This window comes from Nitrospira sp. CMX1, assembly GCF_054902215.1.
This window is the reverse complement of record NZ_JBUBKD010000062.1, coordinates 133,835-155,527: the sequence shown is the minus strand read 5'-3', so window position 1 is coordinate 155,527 and position 21,693 is coordinate 133,835. Positions and strand designations below refer to the sequence as shown.

Annotated in this window: 25 protein-coding genes; 20 read left to right on the top strand and 5 right to left on the bottom strand. The window is 52.2% G+C overall.

Annotated features, from left to right (window positions below; translation table 11 throughout):
- Positions 1–28: 28 nt before the first annotated feature.
- Entirely contained in the window at positions 29–640 is a 612-nt protein-coding gene (locus ACYX34_RS15470; RefSeq protein ID WP_462077471.1) for a hypothetical protein, read from the bottom strand.
- Between the two features lie 397 nt (positions 641–1,037).
- Here ACYX34_RS15470 and rpmH point away from each other — a divergent pair, with 397 nt between their 5' ends.
- From rpmH to ACYX34_RS15395, 15 genes are all read left to right on the top strand, one after another.
- Complete coding sequence (rpmH, locus tag ACYX34_RS15465) at positions 1,038–1,175, top strand: 50S ribosomal protein L34 (RefSeq protein WP_080886085.1); 138 nt, start codon at positions 1,038–1,040, stop codon at positions 1,173–1,175.
- Positions 1,176–1,287: 112 nt separating this feature from the next.
- Positions 1,288–1,686, top strand: a complete 399-nt coding sequence (gene rnpA / locus ACYX34_RS15460; protein ID WP_462077470.1) for a ribonuclease P protein component — start codon at positions 1,288–1,290, stop codon at positions 1,684–1,686.
- Positions 1,676–1,897, top strand: coding sequence for a membrane protein insertion efficiency factor YidD (gene yidD / locus ACYX34_RS15455; RefSeq protein ID WP_462077469.1), 222 nt, complete (start codon positions 1,676–1,678; stop codon positions 1,895–1,897). The genes rnpA and yidD overlap by 11 nt, the downstream gene beginning before the upstream one ends.
- Before the next feature lie 40 nt (positions 1,898–1,937).
- Positions 1,938–3,635 (top strand): membrane protein insertase YidC, encoded by a 1,698-nt coding sequence (gene yidC / locus ACYX34_RS15450; protein ID WP_462077468.1) that lies wholly within the window; start codon positions 1,938–1,940, stop codon positions 3,633–3,635.
- Positions 3,636–3,685: 50 nt separating this feature from the next.
- Complete coding sequence (mnmE, locus tag ACYX34_RS15445) at positions 3,686–5,131, top strand: tRNA uridine-5-carboxymethylaminomethyl(34) synthesis GTPase MnmE (protein WP_462077467.1); 1,446 nt, start codon at positions 3,686–3,688, stop codon at positions 5,129–5,131.
- Between the two features lie 9 nt (positions 5,132–5,140).
- Positions 5,141–7,042, top strand: coding sequence for a tRNA uridine-5-carboxymethylaminomethyl(34) synthesis enzyme MnmG (gene mnmG, locus ACYX34_RS15440; protein WP_462077466.1), 1,902 nt, complete (start codon positions 5,141–5,143; stop codon positions 7,040–7,042).
- Between the two features lie 47 nt (positions 7,043–7,089).
- The gene (gene rsmG, locus ACYX34_RS15435; RefSeq protein ID WP_462077465.1) at positions 7,090–7,740 is read left to right on the top strand and encodes a 16S rRNA (guanine(527)-N(7))-methyltransferase RsmG; all 651 of its coding nucleotides are present in this window, start codon (positions 7,090–7,092) and stop codon (positions 7,738–7,740) included.
- A gap of 54 nt (positions 7,741–7,794) precedes the next feature.
- Complete coding sequence (locus tag ACYX34_RS15430; RefSeq protein WP_462077464.1) at positions 7,795–8,571, top strand: ParA family protein; 777 nt, start codon at positions 7,795–7,797, stop codon at positions 8,569–8,571.
- Positions 8,549–9,397 carry a ParB/RepB/Spo0J family partition protein gene (locus ACYX34_RS15425; protein WP_462077463.1) on the top strand — a complete coding sequence of 283 codons (849 nt, stop codon included), beginning with the start codon at positions 8,549–8,551 and terminating at the stop codon, positions 9,395–9,397. The genes ACYX34_RS15430 and ACYX34_RS15425 overlap by 23 nt, the downstream gene beginning before the upstream one ends.
- 160 nt (positions 9,398–9,557) lie before the next feature.
- On the top strand, positions 9,558–10,049 hold the full coding sequence (locus ACYX34_RS15420) for a bactofilin family protein (RefSeq protein ID WP_462077462.1): 492 nt from the start codon (positions 9,558–9,560) through the stop codon (positions 10,047–10,049).
- Between the two features lie 122 nt (positions 10,050–10,171).
- Positions 10,172–10,615 (top strand): bactofilin family protein, encoded by a 444-nt coding sequence (locus tag ACYX34_RS15415; protein WP_462077461.1) that lies wholly within the window; start codon positions 10,172–10,174, stop codon positions 10,613–10,615.
- 248 nt (positions 10,616–10,863) lie between these two features.
- Positions 10,864–11,952: a tRNA 2-thiouridine(34) synthase MnmA gene (gene mnmA, locus ACYX34_RS15410; protein ID WP_462077460.1), complete on the top strand. Its 1,089-nt coding sequence runs from the start codon at positions 10,864–10,866 to the stop codon at positions 11,950–11,952.
- 96 nt (positions 11,953–12,048) lie between these two features.
- On the top strand, positions 12,049–12,363 hold the full coding sequence (gene tatA, locus ACYX34_RS15405) for a twin-arginine translocase TatA/TatE family subunit (RefSeq protein WP_462077459.1): 315 nt from the start codon (positions 12,049–12,051) through the stop codon (positions 12,361–12,363).
- Between the two features lie 65 nt (positions 12,364–12,428).
- On the top strand, positions 12,429–12,728 hold the full coding sequence (tatA, locus tag ACYX34_RS15400) for a twin-arginine translocase TatA/TatE family subunit (RefSeq protein WP_462077458.1): 300 nt from the start codon (positions 12,429–12,431) through the stop codon (positions 12,726–12,728).
- Positions 12,729–12,972: 244 nt separating this feature from the next.
- Positions 12,973–14,667, top strand: coding sequence for an alginate export family protein (locus tag ACYX34_RS15395; RefSeq protein ID WP_462077457.1), 1,695 nt, complete (start codon positions 12,973–12,975; stop codon positions 14,665–14,667).
- Between the two features lie 137 nt (positions 14,668–14,804).
- Here the strand turns inward: ACYX34_RS15395 and thrH are convergent, their stop codons facing one another.
- A complete protein-coding gene (thrH, locus tag ACYX34_RS15390) occupies positions 14,805–15,425 on the bottom strand; it encodes a bifunctional phosphoserine phosphatase/homoserine phosphotransferase ThrH (RefSeq protein WP_462077456.1) in 621 nt (206 codons plus the stop codon).
- 41 nt (positions 15,426–15,466) lie between these two features.
- On the bottom strand, positions 15,467–16,309 hold the full coding sequence (locus tag ACYX34_RS15385) for a YkgJ family cysteine cluster protein (RefSeq protein ID WP_462077455.1): 843 nt from the start codon (positions 16,307–16,309) through the stop codon (positions 15,467–15,469).
- A 442-nt stretch (positions 16,310–16,751) separates the two neighbouring features.
- Between ACYX34_RS15385 and ACYX34_RS15380 the strand changes: the two genes are divergently transcribed.
- On the top strand, positions 16,752–17,138 hold the full coding sequence (locus ACYX34_RS15380; protein WP_462077454.1) for a hypothetical protein: 387 nt from the start codon (positions 16,752–16,754) through the stop codon (positions 17,136–17,138).
- Between the two features lie 137 nt (positions 17,139–17,275).
- Positions 17,276–17,746 (top strand): EVE domain-containing protein, encoded by a 471-nt coding sequence (locus ACYX34_RS15375; protein ID WP_462077453.1) that lies wholly within the window; start codon positions 17,276–17,278, stop codon positions 17,744–17,746.
- Positions 17,747–17,749: 3 nt separating this feature from the next.
- Here the strand turns inward: ACYX34_RS15375 and ACYX34_RS15370 are convergent, their stop codons facing one another.
- Positions 17,750–18,028, bottom strand: coding sequence for an ImmA/IrrE family metallo-endopeptidase (locus tag ACYX34_RS15370; protein ID WP_462077452.1), 279 nt, complete (start codon positions 18,026–18,028; stop codon positions 17,750–17,752).
- 185 nt (positions 18,029–18,213) lie between these two features.
- Here ACYX34_RS15370 and ACYX34_RS15365 point away from each other — a divergent pair, with 185 nt between their 5' ends.
- The 3 genes from ACYX34_RS15365 (at position 18,214) to ACYX34_RS15355 (ending at position 20,233) form a co-directional block, all read left to right on the top strand.
- On the top strand, positions 18,214–18,978 hold the full coding sequence (locus ACYX34_RS15365) for a PSP1 domain-containing protein (protein ID WP_462077451.1): 765 nt from the start codon (positions 18,214–18,216) through the stop codon (positions 18,976–18,978).
- A 158-nt stretch (positions 18,979–19,136) separates the two neighbouring features.
- Positions 19,137–19,655 carry a DUF1264 domain-containing protein gene (locus ACYX34_RS15360; protein ID WP_462077450.1) on the top strand — a complete coding sequence of 173 codons (519 nt, stop codon included), beginning with the start codon at positions 19,137–19,139 and terminating at the stop codon, positions 19,653–19,655.
- A 98-nt stretch (positions 19,656–19,753) separates the two neighbouring features.
- On the top strand, positions 19,754–20,233 hold the full coding sequence (locus tag ACYX34_RS15355) for a c-type cytochrome (RefSeq protein ID WP_462077449.1): 480 nt from the start codon (positions 19,754–19,756) through the stop codon (positions 20,231–20,233).
- 44 nt (positions 20,234–20,277) lie between these two features.
- On the opposite strand, the gene ACYX34_RS15350 is transcribed toward ACYX34_RS15355, so the two are convergent.
- Complete coding sequence (locus ACYX34_RS15350; RefSeq protein ID WP_462077448.1) at positions 20,278–21,618, bottom strand: YihY/virulence factor BrkB family protein; 1,341 nt, start codon at positions 21,616–21,618, stop codon at positions 20,278–20,280.
- Positions 21,619–21,693 lie beyond the last annotated feature (75 nt).

The window sequence follows — 21,693 nt, the reverse complement described above, 5'->3', positions numbered from 1 at the left end:
ATGTATATGGCTCCCTCCCATACCGTGACTATTTTTTCCGTCCAGGTTTGCCTTTCCCTACTTTCGCGAGGGCGCTTTGTATTTCAGTTGAAACAGCTTGGCTCATGTCATGGATGGCCTTAGCCTGGGTTTGTGCAGCTGGGAAATCTTCTTTGTCGATCGAAGCCTGAACCTGTTTGAGCAGCGACTTCAAACCTTCCACATCGTTCTTGATCGCTTCCACTGCTGCGCGATCTTTCCCAACCGGCGCCTTGGCAACAAGATCCTGCGTCGCTCGCACCGCCTCCTCTGCAACCTGCTGGGCTTGCAACGCAGCGGCTTTGGCCTCTTCCTTCTTTTGAACTGAGGCAGTCTTTATTCGGTCACTTTCAGCCTTGGCCGAAGCAGAGAGCTGTTGCGCCTTCCCATAGTCCCGGAACAGTCCAAATTTTCCGTCTTGGTCCGAGACTTCCTTCCTCATGGCCGCCAGAGTTCCCTCGAGCTTGGCGTATTCCTCCGCAGAGTACGTGGCTGCTCCGCTTTCCTGTGCCTCCTTCAACGCTTTTTCCGCCTCTTGGATCTGCTGTGTCGGGGGGTCCGCACACCCCGCCGTCAGTGACAGGGTGAGTGCGATTGATACAAGGGCTACTCGTCTCGCCATGCTGTAGATCCTCCTTATGGACTAGCTTCTGAAAAGGTGAGCCACCTAGCTAGGTCATGCGCTAGCGTATCAGACTTAGGACTTCGGGCATACTAACACACTGAAAATGACGAGCAAGCCCGATGCCACTGGCCGAGATTGACATGGTGCCATGATCCAATTCTATTTCATATACTTATAGGGATGTGCCCGTCACGACAGGCTGGACTTTGTGGCGTTCTGGTGGCTGAACGCAAAACTGCCTCAGCATTGATAGATCGGAGGGAATCGCTATGGAGTCCTTACCAGCTATCACGAACCGTAATCTCATGAAATTGACAGACCCTCTAGCCTCCCCTATAATCCAACGTTCATTTGATCTTGATTTATTGAGGTCTTGGGGAAAGAAAGGGGAACTATGTCGTTTACATTCCAACAGCCGTCCAACTTAAAGAAAAAGCGTGAACATGGGTTTCGAAAGCGCATGAGCACAAAAAACGGTCGTAAGGTCTTGGCCCGCCGGCGCGCGAAAGGACGAGCGCGGTTGACTGTCTAGGCCCATTGTCACGGGTTATGCAGGTGTTCTTCGTGTCGCTCCCCAATCTCTTGCGTTCTTATTGAGCGTACGCCCACCTTCCAGTTGCAGTCTTCTCCGGGGTTATGAGCGGATGGGACACGATAAAGGCACACCCCCTTCTTCGGTAACACCCAAGACACACAGGCGAAATGGTATTTTTTTGAGGAGTCACCGAGAGATCCAAGCTGTTAAGCAACATGGCCGACGAATGTCGACAACGCTCTTCAACCTCCTGGCCTACAAAATGGACGATGCACCAAGTCGGGTTGGAATTGTGGTTGGGAAACGATTTGGGAATGCAGTCAGACGCAATCGTGCGAAGCGCGTGTTCCGCGAGCTGGTGAGGGATTCGTATTCGGAATTGGTTCTAGGCCGCGGGGTCCTCATCTTCCCCAAAAAGGATGTTCTCCTGTCGTCGCGGAAGGATTTAGTCCAAGCTTGGAAAACTTCATTACAGCATATGCGCCTTCTTCGTCCCGATGGAGCATGACATGAAGCGAGTTTTCCTATGGGTTCTACAGGGCTACCGCCTGGCCATCTCACCGATGTATGGTCCGACTTGTCGATTTTATCCGTCGTGTTCACGTTATGCTTCCGATGCGATCGCTAAGTACGGGGCATGGCATGGATTCTGGCTGGCTTTTGTCCGATTGTTGAAATGTCACCCTTTCCATCCGGGGGGAGAAGATCCGGTCAGGTAGCGATACAAGCCTCATTCATTAACGAAAGTATAATCTCCACATGGAAAAGCGCCTCGTTGTCTTTCTAGTACTGTCAGCCGCGATCGTCTTTGGATATGAGTATGCGCTCAAAGGATTCGGCCTGCTACCACCACCGACCGTTTCAGATCCTGCGGGATCGGTCTCTGATGAAGCGGCCTCTGCGCCCGGCACCGGTGCCGGAAACCAGACGTCAATCCCCGCAACGCCAAAAACCCCGGGGTCGCCTGGGACCACTCACAGCGATAGCCTGAAGGTGGCATCCCCTCGCATGGAGTCCATTGCTGCAGAGACGATTGAAGTAGAGACCCAGCTCTATCGTGCCAAGTTTACCCCACGGGGAGCCGTGCTGACGAGCTGGGAGCTCAAGCGATATCGCAGCAGTTCTGACGCAAAAGCCCTTGTTCAGCTGGTTCGGCAAGGAGGTAAATTTGCAGACCCACTCGCCATTACAACCGAGGATGCAGCACTTGCAAAGGAGTTGAAGGAAGGCCTCTACAAGGTCGAGAAAGATTTTACCACCTTGGACCAGGCGCACCCGACAGGCCACATCACCTTTTCCTATAGCAGCCCAGGTTCCGGCATACACCTCGAAAAACAATTTACCTTTCACGCCGACAGTTACATTGTGGATATCAGCCTGACGCCCCAGGGACTGCCGGGCCCTGTAAAAGTGGAATTGGGCACTAATTTCGGCGTAGTGGAGTGGGGCGAAGGGTTCATCGGTTCCGTTGGAACCGTGTCGCTAATCGACGACAAGATTCAAACTGACGCCCCGGAGGCCGACACGGAACGGAAAGGCGCGCTGGCGTGGACCGCCTTACAAGATAAGTATTTCATCTCTGCTCTCATTCCCAAAGGAAGTGCCTCCGCTTGGCCGAAGAAGCAGGGGGAAAAACTTGTTTCAACCGGCGTACGCATAGCCGCAGATCAATCAACTTCGCCGATTACATTGCAGCTATTTGCAGGACCTAAGGAGTTCGATACGCTGCAGAACTTACATATTCGGCTGGAAGATACGATTGATTTTGGATGGTTTCTGTTCGGCAGTTGGGACATAGTGAGGGCTGTCGCCAAGCCGATCTTCTCAGTCCTTCGCTCCATCAACGAGTACACCCATAATTATGGTGTCACCATCATTCTACTGACCGTTGGGATCAAGCTGTTATTTGTCCCCTTGCAGTATAAGAGCTACTCGTCGATGAAGCAGATGCAGACCATCCAGCCAAAGGTGGCTGCGCTCCAAGAGAAGTTCAAGGATGACCGTGACCGGCTGAATAGGGAATTGATCAAACTGTATCGCGACCATAAGGTCAATCCCGTGGGGGGCTGTCTACCGATGGTCCTTCAAATGCCAGTATTCGTGTCTCTGTTCAATATTCTGTACATGACGATTGATCTACGCCAAGCGCCTTTAGGGCTCTGGATCACGGATCTATCCGTTCAGGATCCCTATTACATTCTCCCAATTATTATGGGCGTCAGTATGATGGTGATGCAGAAGATTCAGCCGACCACCATGGATCCCGCCCAAGCGAAAGTCATGTTGATGCTGCCCGTCGTCATGACGTTCCTCTTCATCAACTTTCCTGCTGGCCTAGTGCTGTACTGGCTCACAAACAATGTCCTGTCCATCGCACAACAATTTGTCACCGATCGGTTCTTCCTTAAGAATCGATCGGTGGCTCTGAGTACAGATGAACCGAGTAATCAAAAATGAGGCCCTCTGCTCCTGCCTCATGCGACTAGGCATCACGGCTATGGTGGATCGTGCCTATCGATGGAGCCCCTGAGGATACAATTTGTGCCATTGCGACCCCAATGGCTGAAGGAGGCATTGGGATCATCCGCATTAGCGGTCAGAATGCGGCAGACATCGCCTCTAGAATAGTGCGGCTACGCTCAAGCGGAACCCTCAGCACCCTCCCCACTCATACCCTCCATCTCGCGGATATCATCTCGGCTCCGCATCCTGAATCAGCTGATAATCCCGGGCCGTCGATCGCGCAGGAGCGCATCATCGATGAGGGCCTGGTGGTCTACATGAAGGGGCCTCACTCGTTTACAGCAGAGGATGTGGTGGAATTGCATTGCCATGGAGGTACGACGATACTTCGCCGTGTATGCGAGTCCTGTATCGCCGCTGGAGCTCGATTGGCACAGCCTGGCGAATTTACCAAACGCGCGTTCTTGAACGGGCGTTTGGACCTGTCTCAGGCTGAGGCGGTCTTGGATACGATCAAAGCTAAATCAGATTTTGCTCTTACTATAGCCCAACGCCAGCTCCGTGGAGAATTGAGCCATTATGTGGAGGAACTACGTACCACCCTGCTGTCGCTGCAGGCACGCGTTGAGGCCGGAATTGATTTCTCAGATGAAGACATCTCTTTCGTCACTCACCGCGAACTCTTGACCGATCTCCGTGACGTCGGTCGTCAGATCCAGACGATGCTGGACACTGCGGAAGCTGGTCGAGTTTTACGCGATGGAATACGAGTGATACTCGCGGGCTCTCCCAACGTGGGCAAGTCAAGCTTGCTCAATAGTCTCATTCGTGACAATCGTGCGATTGTCACCGATGTCCCGGGAACAACGCGCGATATTATTGAAGAATCAGTCATCTGGAACGGACTTCCAATTACACTGGTCGATACGGCTGGACTACGCGAAACGACCGATGTAGTGGAACAAGAAGGGATTAGACGATCCAAAGATGCTCAGGCGCAGGGAGACTTGATTCTTTATCTGGTGGATGCCGTGGACTTTCAGGAGTCCAAGGTTGCTGAGCTTCCTTCTCCAGTTCCTGTACAAAAAACTTTTGTTGTTCTCAATAAGATCGATGTACTGGCTTCCTGCACTAGACAGAACCTCTCCACCGCTTTGGAGAAACAGATAGGCCACAGGATACACGCCATTTCTACCAAAACTGGCGAGGGTCTTGAAGAATTGAAAACGGCCCTCACCTCGCGCTTCCTCTCTACATCGTTTGAATCCAATGATGGGGTGGTGATCAACAATGTCCGCCATCGTGTGGCATTGGATCGGGCATTGACTGCAATTAGACAGGCTTTGTCATCGATCGAGCAAGGGGGACAGGCTGAACTTCTGGCGGTTGATCTTCATGATGCAACTGATGCATTGGGGGACATCATCGGTAGCATTACCTCCGATGATGTATTAGAACGAATCTTTTCAAAATTTTGTATCGGTAAGTAAGGAGATGGTGTGGCACTGGCTTTTGACGTGATCGTGGTAGGTGGAGGGCACGCAGGATGCGAGGCAGCTCTCGCTTCGGCACGGATGGGAGCGACAACCTTGCTCTTGACGATGGATCTCTCCCGTATCGCCCAGATGTCATGTAATCCGGCCATTGGTGGGATTGCCAAAGGACATCTAGTCAAAGAAATTGACGCACTTGGCGGGGAGATGGGCCGCAATACCGATCAAGCCGGTATCCAGTTTCGATTCATCAACACGAGCAAAGGTCCGGCAGTCCGGGCTTTACGTGCCCAGTGTGACAAATCGTTATATCGTCTCGCAATGCAAGCGACTCTCAAGAGGGAACCCTTCCTGACAATGGCCGAGGGGGTCGTTGATCGATTGCTGGTACACGGTGGAACCGTGACCGGACTTGTCACCGGGTCCGGCGAGACCATCGGTGCAAAATCCGTCATTCTTACTTCGGGTACTTTCCTTAAGGGACTTATCCATATTGGCCTCCACCATTTTCCGGCTGGACGGGCTGGCGAAGCGTCAGCTGAACACCTTTCCGACTGTATGCGAGACTTGGGTTTTGAGATCGGACGACTGAAGACTGGAACACCACCCCGGTTGGATCAGAGCACTATTGACTTCTCAGCCATGATTCCACAGCCAGGTGACAGACCTCCGCCTCCATTTTCCTATCGTACCAAGACCATCACCACTGAGCAGGTGCTGTGCCACTTAACCTATACCGGGCAGGCGACGCACGAGTTGATTCGAAAGAATTTGGATCGGTCTCCTTTGTATAATGGTGTCATTGAATCAACGGGACCTCGGTATTGCCCCTCTATCGAAGACAAGGTAATACGGTTTGCTGATAAGGAACGGCACCAGATCTTTGTTGAACCAGAGGGCTTGGATTCGAATGAATTTTACCCAAACGGTATCTCGACAAGTCTGCCCGTTGATGTCCAAGCCGCAATGCTCAAAACCATCACCGGATTAGAGCGCGCCGAAATACTTAAGCCAGGCTATGCCATTGAATACGACTATTTCCCCCCGCGACAACTGTGCCGAACGCTCGAAACGAAATTGGTGGCCGGGCTCTATCACGCTGGCCAAATAAATGGGACTTCTGGATATGAAGAAGCTGCTGCACAAGGCTTGGTAGCTGGGATTAACGCTGTTCTCAAAATTCGGGAGCTTCCACCGTTTATCCTCGATCGCTCTCAGGCCTACATAGGCGTGCTGGTCGATGACCTTATTACAAAGGATGCCTATGAACCGTATCGAATGTTCACGTCGAGGGCTGAATACCGTTTACTGCTCCGCCATGGAAATGCCGACCTTCGCCTGATGGAGCTGGGGCACAAATTTGGGCTTATTTCGATCACAGCGTATGAGAATTTATTGCGTAAGAGGCGATTAATTGAATCAGAAATATCAAATCTTCATGATTTGAGGCCGAAATTTAGTGAGAAAATTAGTTTGCGTACGAGAGGGACGTACCTAGAAAATGCGTTTTCCGCCCAATCCATGGCCCAACTCCTTCGCAGACAAGAAGCGCGCTACCACGAGCTGATGAACATCTTTGATATCCCAGCAGTGGATGAAGACATTGCCGAAGAAGTTGAACTACAAATCAAGTATGAGGGCTATATAGATCGGCAGATGCGCCAGGTTGAAAAGTTCAAAAAGCTTGAGAAAAAGTCGATACCTAGTTTATTTGATTACAATCTAGTCTCAGGATTTTCACGTGAAGTTCGTGAGAAGCTCAATCGCGTACGGCCAGAGACCGTTGGACAAGCCTCCCGCATTTCTGGAGTCACTCCAGCAGCAATTTCGCTGTTGCTTGTTGCTATCGAAAAAGTTAGGCGACAATCTCATTATCCCCACTCTAAACTCCCTGAAAATTATCTGTAGTCATATTTCCTATTGACCTCCTTTCTGTATAGGCGTAAGTGTTCCACGTGGAACAACGTGGGGTACTCGGGCATCTCCTCCAGGAAAGCTCCAAAATAATTGGCGTCACAATTGAGCCAGACCAAACTCGACTCTTTCTGGTATACCTGGAACAACTTAAGACTTGGAATCAATCCTTCAATCTCACTGCAATCACCAAAGATGAAGAAATCATTGTCAAACATTTCATAGATTCATTAGCTGCGCTACAAGCTGTCAATATGGAGCCGGGATCTCGTGTTCTTGATATTGGAACAGGGGCAGGTTTTCCAGGGATTCCTTTAAAGATCGTACGACCAGACCTTTGCATGACGTTGATTGAGCCAGCTCACAAAAAATCAGCCTTTCTGCATTTCATTGTGGGGCTCTTACGATTAAAAAATGTTGATGTCTTTCAGGGAACAGTAGAGTTATTCCGCAGTACACAACGTTCTGCAATCCTCTATGATTACCTCACAACCCGCGCACTAAACCCATCTTTCATCTTTCAGAAGACACATGATCTTCTATGCGAATGTGGCAAAGCGATCATTTACTCAGCAAAGCCATTTGATAAAAACTCGTTTCCAGAAGGTTGGAATTTTGTGAGTGACTACACATTTCAACTACCACATGCCCATGGATCTAGAACTATTTCAGTATTCTCACATTGTTCGTGATGCATCCTCTCTTGTCGTTCCACGTGGAACATAATTTGAGCTAGGAGTTTTCTAGTGGGAAGAATCATAGCAGTTGCCAATCAGAAAGGCGGGGTTGGAAAGACAACCACTGCTATCAATCTCTCAACAGCGGTTGCCCTTGAAGGAAAGGCTGTGCTGCTGATTGATATTGATCCACAAGGAAATGCGACAAGCGGGCTAGGAATTGATCAGAGAACGCTGAAATGGAGCACCTATAGTTGCCTGGTCAAAAACAGCACGATTCAGGAATCCATCATCGAAACATCAATTTCTGGGCTCACCCTGTTGCCGGCCAATGCCGACCTTGCTGGCGCTGAGGTTGAATTAGCTAATCTAGAAGGTCGTGAGAGCCATCTACGATCATTACTTACTGGAATTCGAGACAAATACGACTTTGTCTTTCTTGACTGTCCACCTGCACTTGGCATCCTTACCATCAATGCGCTCACGGCAGCCAATTCCGTGCTCATACCAGTTCAATGTGAATACTATGCAATGGAAGGCTTGACCCGACTCATCGGAAGCATCGACCTTGTCCGTCAATCCTATAATCCAGGCTTGGAGATTGAGGGTATTGCATTGACGATGTTTGACTCGCGAATCAGTCTATCTAGGCAAGTGGCAGACCAAGTACGTTCTCATTTCACACACAAGGTGTACCAGGCCGTAATCCCCCGCAATGTCGCACTTGCAGAAGCGCCCAGTTATGGCCGTCCAGGGATCCTGTACAACATGGCATCCTCTGGGTCTCAATCATACGTATCATTAGCTAAGGAGTTTATAGTCCATGGAGAAAAAGGCCCTCGGTAAAGGACTCGACGCGCTCTTGCCTTCCGCCAAGTTGAACAGGACCGAAGAGATGGCCGATGTGCAACGAATTCCTGTTGCCCAAATCGTGCCAAATCGTTACCAGCCACGCCACACATTCCTCCAGCAAGAGCTCGCAGAGCTGACCGCCTCCATTAAGGAAAGCGGGGTCATTCAGCCCATTATGGTGCGACGGAAGGGAGATGGCGTGTATGAATTAATCGCTGGAGAACGGCGCTGGCGTGCTTCCAAAGACGCTGGGTTGGCCGTTATTCCGGCGGTGATTAAGAATTGTACGGATCAGGAGGCCTTACTCCTTGCCTTAGTAGAAAATCTCCAGCGTGAAGATCTCAACCCGATGGAAACAGCCCGGGCCTATTCCAGAATGATGAAAGAGTTTGGTCTTACACAAGAAGCCATTGCCAGCAAGGTAGGCCGTGATCGCTCTTCCGTGGCTAACTTTATCCGTCTAACCCATCTCCATCCTGATCTACAGCTCCTTGTCGAAGACGGAACCCTTTCCACGGGTCATGCCAAGGTGCTTCTTAGTCTCTCCACGCCGGAAGCCCAACTCCGGATTGCAAAACTGGTAGCATCGTCACGCCTATCGGTTCGTGAGACTGAGAAACTCGTGGAACAAGCCATCATTGGGAACAAATCCATCGCTCGGACCACTCGCACCCCTCAATGGAGCGACCTGGAGGACAGATTACAAAAACGTCTTGGAACCAAGGTGACCATCCACCCCCAGGGTCAGGGAGGTAAGCTCATGATCCACTATTTCTCCGCAGATGAACTCGATGGTGTCGTCGAAGCTCTGTTGGGATAATACCAGGTACAAACCTGCCCCCTCCCCGCCTTAACAGCAATATTTTCCACATCTCTCCTCAACCGCTAAATATCTCACACAGACCAACCGATATGAGACATAACGGCACCGCACGGGTTGTTCTGGCAGGGGCCGCCACATTGTGAGAGGAGGCGATCGTATGTGGAAGGATAAGCAAGACGGTAGGCGCACTGATGACAACGACCTCGATGCCATAAGCTCGGCTCTTGATTCCCCACGACCGGAGACCGGCCAAGACGTCAGTGCCTTCGTTGGCAAAGGGGTCGTATTCAAGGGCACCATTACTTATAACGGAACCGTCAGGATCGATGGAACCCTTGAGGGAGAAATCCATACGGACGGCATCTTACTAGTAGGCGAGGATGCCGTTCTCAATGCCAAAGTCACAGCCGGTACCATCGTGTGTAAGGGTAAAATCACTGGAGATATCACTGCACGTGAAAAGATGAAACTACGAGCCCCAGCCGTGATCAACGGAGGGGTCGTGACTCCGATGCTCTCGATGGAAGAAGGTGTCTTATTCAACGGAACATTGGAGATGGAACAACAAGCCCGTCCCGTGCACAAAGAACCTCCGCTTCATGCCGTTGGCACCGGTACCGAACCACCAGTTCGGAGGCTCACCGTCTAGCTGAATACGACAGGGAGTGATGAGCGAGGGACACTCGTTGCAATCGAGGGAGCCGCCTCGCTCATGTGCCAGGTTCGTCACCGCCCCGTCATCGGTCTTGTCACAAGGAGCAGAGAGCGCTCATGTGGTCCATCGGAGAAAAACAGGGGACCGACGCCATTCCTAATGAAAACTTTACTTTCCTCAGCAAGGGTGTCGACTTTAGGGGCATCCTGAATTTTGATGGCACCATCCGCATAGACGGTCGAGTGGAAGGAGAAATCAACACCAGCGGAACCCTCATTATCGGGGAACAAGCAATCATTAAGGGGGTGATCTCTGCAGGAATTTTGATCACTAGCGGCAAGGTCAACGCCACCATCACAGCGACCGAAAAAATTCAAATTCAAAAACCTGGCATCCTCATCGGCGATATCCGTACACCCGGTATCTCCATCGAAGATGGGGCTCATTTCCATGGGATGTGCGATATGGGGGCGCATAAATGGGTGGAAGAGCAGACCGCGCCTAAAAGCGGTCATGACACCGCACCTTATCGCGGGAAGGCTCGTTCACCCAGTCTCTAGTCAGCATTGGTCATCGCCGTTCGCCATGAACCCGTATGGCCCATAACACCCCGGGACATATCGCGTCTATCTCGCGAGAAGGAACCGTCTACGCTCTTCCTGTTTTCGCTTCACGCTTCATCGATCAGCAGGGGCACGACCGCCGCGCGAGGCTTATACTCGCAGGAGTGTATCGCCAATTGTCATAAAAACATGTCGATAATAATGTGGTAGCCCTTTCCCCTGGACCATCGGTACAATGCCCTCCTATGACTCGAAAGTCTGTTCTGTTAGGCATGAGTGGCGGAGTGGATAGCTCCGTCGCCGCATCGTTACTCGTCCGCCAAGGCTATGACGTCCATGGCGTGACTCTTCAGGTGTGGGAGCATGAGGATGAATCAGTCGCCACGTCAAAAAAGTGGCAAGAACGCGGCTGTTGCAAGGTTGGCCTCGCGCGCCATGTTGCGAAACTTCTTGGTATTTCCCACGAGGTCATTGATGCCCGACAATCATTTCGTCATGCCGTCATTGACGACTTCGTCCAATCCTATACCACTGGCACAACACCCAACCCTTGTGTCCGTTGCAATGAACGGGTCAAGATTCATACCCTCATAGACCTCGCACGACAACGTACCTTCGACTATGTGGCAACTGGCCACTATGCACGCGTACATGACCACCGCGGCTTCGCTGTCCTCTCACGCTCAGCTGATCTACGAAAGGACCAAACGTATTTTCTGTATCGTGTACGGTCGGAATGGTTGCCCCGCCTCCTCTTTCCATTGGGAGAGCTCGAGAAAACCATTGTCTGGAAAGAAGCAGAGGCCCTGGGTCTTCCAGTGGACGAGCTCAAGGAAAGCCAGGAAATCTGTTTTGTGAGTCAGGGGGATTATCGAACCTTCATCGAGCACGAAACACCGACTGCAAGGAAACCGGGATTGTTCATTGACCAGGAGGGTCGTCCACTGGGTCAGCATGACGGGATCGCCTTCTATACACCTGGCCAGCGCCGAGGTCTTGGTATCGCCGCAGGACACCGCCTCTATGTTCATCACGTCCACCCAACAACCAATACGGTCGTGCTCGGACCCGAGGAATTGATGCACTCAGAATGTGTCGTCACCGACCTGAATCTATTTGCTCCCGGTTTCCCATCCGTCAGTGCAAAGGTCAGCGTGAAAGTTCGCTATGCAACTCCCCCCACACAGGCAACCCTCACCGCATTAGACTCATCAGCACTACACATCCAGTTCCACCAACCACAACGAACCTTAAGCCCGGGGCAATCAGCCGTCTTCTATGATGGGGACGATGTCCTGGGTGGCGGGATCATCCAGCTGTTCCCGCACTCGTAAGCGAAGCCGTTCTTCTTGACTTGTGCCCGAATCTTCATATAGCCTTTGAAAAGCCCACTGTACGATTCCACTGCAATGTCATCATGGCATCGGCAGATGGATCGACGTCTTTCATCTGAGGGAATCATGTTTGGCTCATTTGGTTGGATGGAACTCCTCCTGATCCTGATTATTGTGCTGATCATTTTCGGTGCAGGGAAACTGCCCCAATTGGGAGAGGGACTCGGTAAAGCGATCAAGGGGTTTAAGAAATCCGTTCATGAGGCTGATGCCATCGATGTCACACCAGGGGAACAGCCTTCACAGGGCGAGCCTCAGGTTGCCTCTTCGGCCCACGCCAGTGTGCAAGCTGAAACAAATCCATCGCCCAGACCTGCAACGACCCAACCTAGTCAGGTGAAACAAGGCTGAAAGCCCACCCCTGGTGGATGAACAAATGACGGGGCGCCGTCGGACGACTACCGCAATAACCAACCATGTTTGGACTGGGTGCAAGCGAGATCCTCATAATTTTGATTATCGCCTTTCTCCTGTTTGGACCCAAAGAGCTCCCAGAAGTTGGTCGCCAAGTCGGCAAAGCGATCAAAGGCTTTAAAGATACGGCTGAGGATCTCCGCAAGTCCGTCGAGCCGGAGCTCAACCTGATTCAGCAGGAAGTCAAAATGGTCGAGCAAGACCTTCACGCTTCTCTCAAAGAAGCCGAAGAAGAAATCACGGCCGAGCCAAAAGCAGCAGAGACAAGTCCAGCAACATCGCCTAAGACTGGCCCTATTTGACCAGATAGGATCAGGCCTTCTCATCACCCACTAATAAGGAGAAAGACAGCCCAACGCCGCCATCTCGCAGGTTCGCGCTCATCATGATCTTCGTGATAATAGTCGTGTAGCCTGACCTAGCTGTTCTCCCCGTCTGGTTCGCACTCTAACCTTTGGGATCCGAGGCAGCACCCAATTGACCGCACAACGGGAATACTTTGGTGGTATCTGCCTGTCTCACTCTAGCAAGGAGAAACCGCAGAGCATGGAAACGCAGAAGAAGTCTGGAGATGGAAAACGAGCCTTCGTACAGTTTCTGACACTGCTGTGGCTTATCGGAAGTTATGCGACAGCGCAGGCTGCATTCCAACTCCCAGAGGGAGAGAAAATCACAAACCCTATCGTCATCGGGCGGGGCATTCCACAAAAAGAGAACTATGAAGCCTTTGATCCAAAGATCGGTCGAAATTTCGACCTAAAAAATCTCTGGATGCGGGCCGACATGCGCGTCAGGCCAGAGTACCGGACCAATGTCTGCTTCGGGGGTGGTATTGGAGCCGCTGGACAATGTAACGCGCCCGGTCTCATCGCCAATAACCTTCCAGGCAAGGCAAACGACCAGTTCGTACAACAGATGATCCGGCTGGGTATTGGGTACGATCTTTCACCGGACGTCAATTTTTACCTGGAGTTCATCGATTCAAGAACCTGGGGCGGAAATGGCACACCCATCGGTGCGAATGGTGCAGGAAATAATGGAGACCCGGCAATTCATACCTGTGGATCTACTCCCGCGAACGGGAGACCTACCTGTACTCTCGGAATCCGAGCCGGTTACATGTTGATCCGTAACTTTGCGGGTGTTCAAGGATTGGGACTCAAGGCTGGTCGGCAATACCTTGTTTTCGGAGACCAAAGCCTCTTCGGCCACTTCGATTGGGCCAATACCGGCTGGTCATTTGATGGGGTAATGCTGCAGTACACAACCAGCTTCATGGACACGCACCTAGGTTGGTTTCGTACAGCAGAAACAGATCTATTGCAAGGGGCCACTCTTGGAAGCGGCGGACCCAATATAGGCGGAACCGGCCAGGCAAAAAATGCGGCTGGCGATGCCGATTTTATAATTTTATACAATCAAATCAAGGCAGTACCCGGCTTTCTCATCGAGCCCTTCTACATTTATTATAAAAGCAACCTCGGAGGGGGCGATGTCTCCTTCCAAGGACTGGGAACTCCCAAGCACGGCAATCAGACCCGCCATGTCATCGGAAATCGTATTGCCATGAAAAAAAGTTACTTCGATTTCTCGAGCGAGGTAGTCTACCAATTCGGCCAGATGGGTGACACGGCTGCCGAAGCCAGCGGCCTTTGTGGCGACCCCGGTGGGGAAGGAAAATGTCTGCACATCAATGCGTGGGCCACCAGAAACTGGATTGGTTATACGGCATTTAACTTGCCGGGTAAGCCTCGCATCGCCTTCAATTTTGACTACGCCTCAGGCGATGGTCGCGCGAATTGTACGTTATCAAACGGCGCATACGGAGCGTGTAAGACGGCCAACACCTTTGAGAACTTTTTCCCGACAAACCACATCCATATGGGATATATGGATGTCATGGGATGGAAAAATATGATGAGCTTTTCCGGAAACTTCCAGGCTCGTTTGTCCCCGGATGATCACATCGAAGTGTGGTACACCAACCTCCATCTTGCCAATGCGAAAGACAATTGGTATCGAGCAAGTCAGGGCGTCTATGTCTTTTCGCAACCAGGCAATACCAAGACTCACATCGGTGACGAGATAGATTTTGCGTGGACACATTTCTTCATGCACGGAATGGTTGCCTTTCAAACCGGATACGGCCACCTCTTTCCTGGATCGTATATTGCGCACAATCTCGGGCGTCGAGCAGTCGGTCAAGACTGGGCCTATGCCCAGCTCTGGATTAACTTCTGACGGAACGTTGAGAATCTTCTTCGCACAATCGGGCTCCCCAAATACTTGTTATAGGGGCCTGCGGACTCGTCTATGCGAGCTGTGATAGGAAGGGGGACATGCAGTCACTTCGTCCAGGCTCTATTCGCCGGCACTCCTCAGACTGAGAAACATCCAATGTTGAGAAGATGCTCCTGAAGTTCTCCGTACGTCTGGGTTACTGAAAATGCGGGGAACTCTTTCGGCAGGTGGTCAGGTGGTCGGAAGAACAATCCTTTATCAGCTTCACCTAACATCCCGATGTCATTGTACGAATCCCCCGCGGCCACGGTAAAGAAATTCAGCGCCTTCAGTGAGGCCACTGCGTGCTTCTTGGGGTTCTGCATTCGCATGTGGTAATTCACAATCCGGCCATGCAGATCAATGTCGAGTTGATTACAAAAAATCGTAGGGTACCCCAGCTGTCGCATAAGCGGCTGAGCAAACTGATAAAAGGTGTCAGATAGAATGATGACCTGGCTACGGTCTCTGAGCCAATTCAAAAAGGCAACAGCCCCATCCAATGGCCCCATCTCAGCGATGACCGCTTGAATCTCGCTGATTTTCAGGCCGTGCTTATCAAGAATTCCTAACCGTTGCTTCATGAGTTGGTCATAATCCGGCATCTCCCGGGTCGTCATCTTCAATTCATCGATCCCTGTCTTCAGCGCAACATTGATCCAGATTTCAGGAACGAGGACACCTTCCAAATCTAAACATACGACAACGGGCTTCTGCATGCCTTCTCCCCTCATTAAGCGGGCTCCAGCGTCTGACACGATCAGCTGCTAGATGCCCCGCGATTACCTGAAAATGACTGGCTCAAAAATCGCCACACCTTCTCCAAAGCCCGGTCGAAAAGCTGAGCACCCTTCCATACTCGTTCAGACATTCCTACATGGTTCTCCGCCCAATCCAAGGCCACCGGCAGTGGGATCAACCGTGTCGATGTGCGGGTCAAGTCCTGCCACAACAACCCCAGAACCGTGCTCATCCGTAGTGGTGTGGCAATGGTGTCCACGGGATTCGCGATGACGTCCTCGCACCGATCGGCGGGCGAGGTGACCAACAGTTCGCGGCAGGCTGCAGGGCGTTCATCATAGATTGTGCAGACTTCTTCCTCCAGGAAAGGACACGCTAGCCGCAGGCCGTAGTACCTACGATTTATCTCATCAAGAGCGTCGTCACTCGGGGCATCAGAAGCGTCACACAACTCTGACAGTCGTTGCCAAATCCCCTGGGAGAGTAATCGAACTTTTGTCTCACCAAACCGTGCAATGATCCGAGCTTGGTGCTCGGCAGGATGAGAGCGGACCCAGTTATAGACTGCAAAAGCCTCTGGTGCGGACAAGGGAACCAACATCCGGCAACAGGCAGCACAGCCTTTTCGGCAGGAAGGCACGCTCCCCTCCTCCGCCAACCGTGTGACTTCGAGAGCTTGGGCTTCTTCCCCTAACCGCCTCATGAGAGGCAAGATAGACGTTACGGGAACAAACCCGGTCGGCACATCAACGGCCGTGGTAATGCAGCCTGCTGATGTATTCAGCGAAATCTCGAATCGTTCACTGGTCTGGGGAATCATCACATAGACCGACTGGAAATGTGATCCATCTCGTTCATACACCCGCGTGTAGAAAGTAATATGCGTTTGGGCGCCGAATCAAGAGCTAGGGTCCGGCAACCGTGCCGCTGCACACAAGACCTTCGGGCCTCATGAAAGCCGCGTTTACCCGCACCATCGCAAAATCCTTCGGCCTTGCCCGTTTCAACACGCCAGATCCTACCGGCTCAATCGCCCTACCCCCAAATGGACTTCCATTATAAGGCCATCTTTGGGTCTTGCGTGTCATGGGAAAAGGCGTACAGTCTGTGCTGCGCGGGTACACCGACCCTGGCGTCCATGAGATAGCCAATGAGAGATCGTCACTCATACCGTACCAGCGAGGTGTACCCCCGCCCAATTCCTACTTCTTTCTACCAAGCACACGCCAGACTATCATCCGCGATTGGCCCACGGTCATAATCGATCAGCTTGCTCCTTCCTCACGGAAACTCGATAATGGCGTATGGAACCCCCACAAGCCTTTTCAGGTCATGTCATTGGGTTGCTCAAAGGCTACATGTACGACTTGGTCGATCAGGCTGAGCAGGAGCGGCATTCTCTCGAACAATTTGGTTTTACGTCACATCCCTACCGACCCGATCAGGCGCTGTCTGACCTGTTGGCCTTGCTTGATGACCGGATTGAATCGGAAGGGATACAGGTGGGCTTGCCGGACAATTTCCTCCATGACATGTGGACCCTCTGTAACGAGGCCCTGTCGCCAATCTCAGACCGCGTTTGGCTTGAGGGTAATCTTGGGGCCTTAAGTCCTGGAAAAGCGAGAGTCCGGGAACTGACCTATCACGCGCTGATCGATTTGATCGAGGCGCGCTCAGGAGACAAGCGTTAAGCCAGACCCACGGATGTCCGTCTCCGCACAAGACAGACTTAAGCCTGCAAGGCACGGAATCCACCCGGTATTCAGACATGACACGCTGCTGTGATGGAAGTCTCGGGGTGTAAGAGCATGAAAAGGGAGCGATAGGAATGGTTTCAAAAAATTACTGGCTGATGAAATCCGAACCCTCGACATTCTCCATTGATGACCTCGCGCGATCCCCTGGCCAGACGACCTATTGGGATGGAGTTCGTAATTATCAAGCCCGCAACTTTATGCGCGATATGGCAGTGGGTGATCAGGTCCTGTTTTACCATAGTAATGCTGAGCCCCCGGCGATTGTCGGTATCGCAAAGGTGGTCAGGACGGCCTATCCTGATTCAACACAATTTGATAAGAAGGACAAGCATTACGATCCAGCAAGCAAACCCTCCGAGCCGAGATGGGACATGGTCGACATCAAATATGTCAGAACCTTTCCCAAGCCGCTGACACTGAACGAGTTGCGAAGGGACCCGGTACTCAAGGAGATGATCTTGTTGAAGAAAGGCTCTCGGCTCTCGGTTCAGCCGGTAACCTCGAGTGAATGGAAACACATCCTACATCTAGCAGAGGACTGACTGTTAGATACTGGCTTTTCCATCATCCATATATCGATGTTGCCAATCTAACCACGCATGGCCCAGCTCATGGGCCAGAATATAGCGACGGCGGGTCACGGGAAGCCGTTTTCGCACATAAATGGTCTTCGTGTCATCATCCCAGATCCCATCGGCATTGGAATCGCGTCTGTCCATCTCTGCATCCGATAGCTGTCGAACCGAGATTCGGTAGCCGAACGGCAAGATAACCTGATTGGGAATTCGGAGCATCTTCTTTCGCTCTTTCACCATAGTCCCCATGATCCACTCCCTCTTCCTCCTGGGGGATTAGCCTACCATAAGCAGGCAGCTGGAGTGTTGGTATTTTTCACCTATAATATCAACATATTACACAATGGCTGAGTCGAAAGCTGCTCGCAAAACTTTTGCCCCTTCCGCAGCCTCAACCCTTTTCACCAAGCCAGGGAATTGTGTATGATCAACAAATGGAATCTGCCTTGAACCAGGACCTATCGACCCCATGGCCCTCATGGGTCCCACTTGTCGGCGTCAAGATTAGAAACCGCGGAGAAGTGAAGAAGTTAGGATCGAATGGGCTGGCGTTTTCGCATGGCGACCCTGTCCTACTCGAGTCCGACGGCGAAGTGACCTATGGTATCGTCTACACCGAGCCGTACTCAGCCCCGTTTATTCCACCCATGCGGGCTATGAAATCCATCCTGCGTAAGCCTGATTCGGAGGAAGCTGAGCTGATTGCTCGACTGGAACGTCTCTCTGATGAGGCTGCTACTTACTGCAAGATGAAAGCCACCCATCTCAATATCCGCCTTAAACTGGTCGAGGTCTATGGGGCCATGGACCGCCGACAGCTCACCTTTGTCTATACGGCGGACGAACGCATCGATTTTCGAGAGCTCGTGCGTGATCTTGCACGACGGTTCGGCGGTCGGATCGAAATGCGTCAGGTCGGTGTCCGTGAAGAGGCCCGGCGTCTGGGAGGAATCGATACCTGTGGCCTGATTCTGTGTTGTGCGTCGTTTCTAACCGATGTGAAACCGGTCACAGCCAAGCAGGCGAAGAAAATGGACCTGCCGGTCGATGATCCGCGCCTGCTCGGCGTCTGCGGGCGATTGAAATGCTGCTTAATGTTTGAAATGATGGACGCCCAGGGAAAGATTCCTCCACAGTCACAACAACTTATTACTCCGAGCAAAGCCGAGTTGCCTGCCTCGACGATCCTATCGTCATAATCAGCACCCTACCTCCCCTCAAATTCAGCAGCTTTTTTTCGGGAAGCTATTCGAATCCTTTCCAACCAGACACTCTCTAACGAGCTACTGAATACTGAGGCCGTTCTCTGTCTAGATGGGCTAGCAGGGAACTCCTCACAGTGAGGAGGCGTGTTACCATGAGAAAAGGACTCTTAGTCTTAGTCGCCATCGCTGCCGTAGGGTGCAGCGGGGTCGCCACGCAACAGGCCGTGAGTGGAGAACCGACAAGTCCGGCCATCGGATACGATATCCATGTCCAGGCTCCCCATATGATGGCGGATGGGACTCCAGGCGGCCCATTTCATCACTACTGCAAAGGGATCTCGGACAAAATCCTTCAATGTCTTCTATTCGAATCCACTGATCCCAAGGCCCCCTTGGTCGGGGTGGAATATTTCGTAGCCAAGGATCTGACCAGAAAACTCCCGGCCATTCAGTGGCACCGCCATTTCCACGATCACAAGGTAGAAATCGCAACAGGGCGAGTCCAAGTCCTGGATATGCCACCTGACCAAGCCGCCAAAGTCGCGGAAGCGGCGGCCGGAACAGATGGCGTAATCTACCATCTCTGGCAACACGGGCAGGAATTCCCCGATGGCACAGTGAGCTACCCCCAGTCCCTCGGGCATAAATTCCCGGGATACTCGGACAAGTAGAACGGACTGACGAAAGGCCAGCCCGAGACTCACAAGCCTGGGCTGGTCCTCGCCCCTTGGCTCAAGACGACTCGACAATAGCAGCCGCAAGGAGTCCCATGCATAAAGGTCTCTTGTTCGCCCTGATCCTGGTGACTACGAACTCCCTTCACTCGATGGTCTTGGGGGCTGACGAGGCGGTACTCAGACCACGAGTGCCTGTCGACCAGATCGACCAGGCCAGAACCTGGAAGAATCCCCTGCCGTCGACCCCAGAAACCATTGAGAAAGGCAAGCAGCTCTTTCAAGGGAAAGCCTTCTGCATCACCTGCCATGGAAGAGACGGCAAGGGACTAGGCGGGGACATTGAGCCGGGAACACTCAAGGGGCCCTTACCTCGCAATTTCACTGATACGGATTGGCAAGCAGTCAGAACGGATGGGGAACTTTTCTGGGTCTTGAAAAATGGGAGCAAAGGCACAGCAATGGCGCCATTTATCCCGCTGATCCTTACTGAAGAAGAAGCCTGGCAAGTCCTGCTCTATGTGCGATCATTCAGCCAGAACCACACGACACCGCCATCCGAAAATCAGCGGTAGGTAACTTGCTCTAGTTTCAGCCCCCAACAGAAAACCAGAGCATGTTAAGACTCCCTGGGCTGATCCGGTGAGCGATCTTGTAGGAGCGAGTGTATCGTCTCCCCAGCCAGCGCTCGCTCGACGGCCTGGTCGCGTCGGCGTAAAAGCGCGGACACCGGATCGCTGGCCTCAAGGTGGGGGACGATCCACGGGGGAGTTCCGTTGCGCACCGAATTCAGCACCTCCTTCACGAAGATCCGATCCGGCGACCGAATGAGACTAAACCCTTCTGGTTCCTGGAGGCGACCCACAAAGCCATTTGCAACGAGACGCTCGACTTCCTCGTCTACCAGCGACATGGGCATATTCAATTCGCTGGAAAGCTCAGGTAGTTTCAGTGGGCGATCCCCCTTGAGATAGTGATGTCCCAGAACGCGCAGTACTTTCAAGGCTAATTGTTCGCGGAAGAGGTACGTGCCTTGATCCCAGAGCAGGCGGGACAAATAGGCGGTCGGGTATTGATAGAAAAATGAGAGCTGTGCACCGATCAACACGATCATCCACCCAGTATAGAGCCACAGTAGGAACAGAATGAGCACAGCAAAACTCGAATAGATCACACTATAGTTGGCAGAGGCCGCCACGAATTTCGTAAAGGCCTCACCCGCAATGAGCCAGAGGATCGCGGCGGAGACACCACCAACTGCAGCCGACCGCATATGGACCTGGGTATTGGGAATGACTTTATAGAAGAAGCTGAACAGGGCACAGAGCAGAAAAAATGGAATGATCTCCCCGCTCCACACAAGTAACGTACCAAACGGCTCCATCTGCACGAGATGCTGGACCAGGGTGTGGCTCTGCAATGACGCTAGCAAGCCAAAGGCACTCATGACGAGCACCGGTCCAACGAGGATCGCACTCAGATAGTCGGCAAATTTTCGTTCCCAGGTACGACCCTGCTTCACCTGCCAAATCGCGTTTAAGGCCTGTTCGATCTTGTCGATCAATGAGTACGTCGTATAGAAGAGGCCGGCCACGCCGACAGCCCCCAATACGCTGATCTTGATGTTGTCCACGAATCTCACAATCGTGGCTGTGATCTCGTGACTTTTCGGGCCCACCGGTTCCAACACCCGAGCCAGCATCGGTTCGATCACGTGGTGGACATCGAAGGCCTTCAACACCGAGAAGGTTACGGCAAGAAACGGAACTAACGACAGCAACGTCGTGTAGACCAGACCGGCTGCTCGCGCATCAAGCAGACGGTGACGGAACTCCATACCGACCGCAGTGGCGAGCCGAATGACTTGAGCACCCACCCGCTGAGCCCACGACATAGTCGTCAGATCTCTGGTCCAGAGATCTTGCTTCGTAACTGAGGAAGTGCGTGTCGAGTCGGCCATAAGTCCTGCCACTCCTGGGCAGGGTGCTCACATGATGCTGGTACAAGGGGTGGAGACGAATTGGCACCGAGGGTT

Bases quoted from the DNA above. Each gene is read 5' to 3' on its own strand.
- ACYX34_RS15470 (WP_462077471.1), bottom strand. From the start codon at position 640: ATGGCGAGACGAGTAGCCCTTGTATCAATCGCACTCACCCTGTCACTG.
- rpmH (WP_080886085.1), top strand. From the start codon at position 1,038: ATGTCGTTTACATTCCAACAGCCGTCCAACTTAAAGAAAAAGCGTGAA.
- rnpA (WP_462077470.1), top strand. From the start codon at position 1,288: ATGGGACACGATAAAGGCACACCCCCTTCTTCGGTAACACCCAAGACA.
- yidD (WP_462077469.1), top strand. From the start codon at position 1,676: ATGGAGCATGACATGAAGCGAGTTTTCCTATGGGTTCTACAGGGCTAC.
- yidC (WP_462077468.1), top strand. From the start codon at position 1,938: ATGGAAAAGCGCCTCGTTGTCTTTCTAGTACTGTCAGCCGCGATCGTC.
- ACYX34_RS15425 (WP_462077463.1), top strand. From the start codon at position 8,549: ATGGAGAAAAAGGCCCTCGGTAAAGGACTCGACGCGCTCTTGCCTTCC.
- ACYX34_RS15420 (WP_462077462.1), top strand. From the start codon at position 9,558: ATGTGGAAGGATAAGCAAGACGGTAGGCGCACTGATGACAACGACCTC.
- ACYX34_RS15415 (WP_462077461.1), top strand. From the start codon at position 10,172: ATGTGGTCCATCGGAGAAAAACAGGGGACCGACGCCATTCCTAATGAA.
- mnmA (WP_462077460.1), top strand. From the start codon at position 10,864: ATGACTCGAAAGTCTGTTCTGTTAGGCATGAGTGGCGGAGTGGATAGC.
- tatA (WP_462077459.1), top strand. From the start codon at position 12,049: ATGGATCGACGTCTTTCATCTGAGGGAATCATGTTTGGCTCATTTGGT.
- tatA (WP_462077458.1), top strand. From the start codon at position 12,429: ATGTTTGGACTGGGTGCAAGCGAGATCCTCATAATTTTGATTATCGCC.
- ACYX34_RS15395 (WP_462077457.1), top strand. From the start codon at position 12,973: ATGGAAACGCAGAAGAAGTCTGGAGATGGAAAACGAGCCTTCGTACAG.
- thrH (WP_462077456.1), bottom strand. From the start codon at position 15,425: ATGCAGAAGCCCGTTGTCGTATGTTTAGATTTGGAAGGTGTCCTCGTT.
- ACYX34_RS15380 (WP_462077454.1), top strand. From the start codon at position 16,752: ATGGAACCCCCACAAGCCTTTTCAGGTCATGTCATTGGGTTGCTCAAA.
- ACYX34_RS15375 (WP_462077453.1), top strand. From the start codon at position 17,276: ATGGTTTCAAAAAATTACTGGCTGATGAAATCCGAACCCTCGACATTC.
- ACYX34_RS15370 (WP_462077452.1), bottom strand. From the start codon at position 18,028: ATGGGGACTATGGTGAAAGAGCGAAAGAAGATGCTCCGAATTCCCAAT.
- ACYX34_RS15365 (WP_462077451.1), top strand. From the start codon at position 18,214: ATGGAATCTGCCTTGAACCAGGACCTATCGACCCCATGGCCCTCATGG.
- ACYX34_RS15360 (WP_462077450.1), top strand. From the start codon at position 19,137: ATGAGAAAAGGACTCTTAGTCTTAGTCGCCATCGCTGCCGTAGGGTGC.
- ACYX34_RS15355 (WP_462077449.1), top strand. From the start codon at position 19,754: ATGCATAAAGGTCTCTTGTTCGCCCTGATCCTGGTGACTACGAACTCC.
- ACYX34_RS15350 (WP_462077448.1), bottom strand. From the start codon at position 21,618: ATGGCCGACTCGACACGCACTTCCTCAGTTACGAAGCAAGATCTCTGG.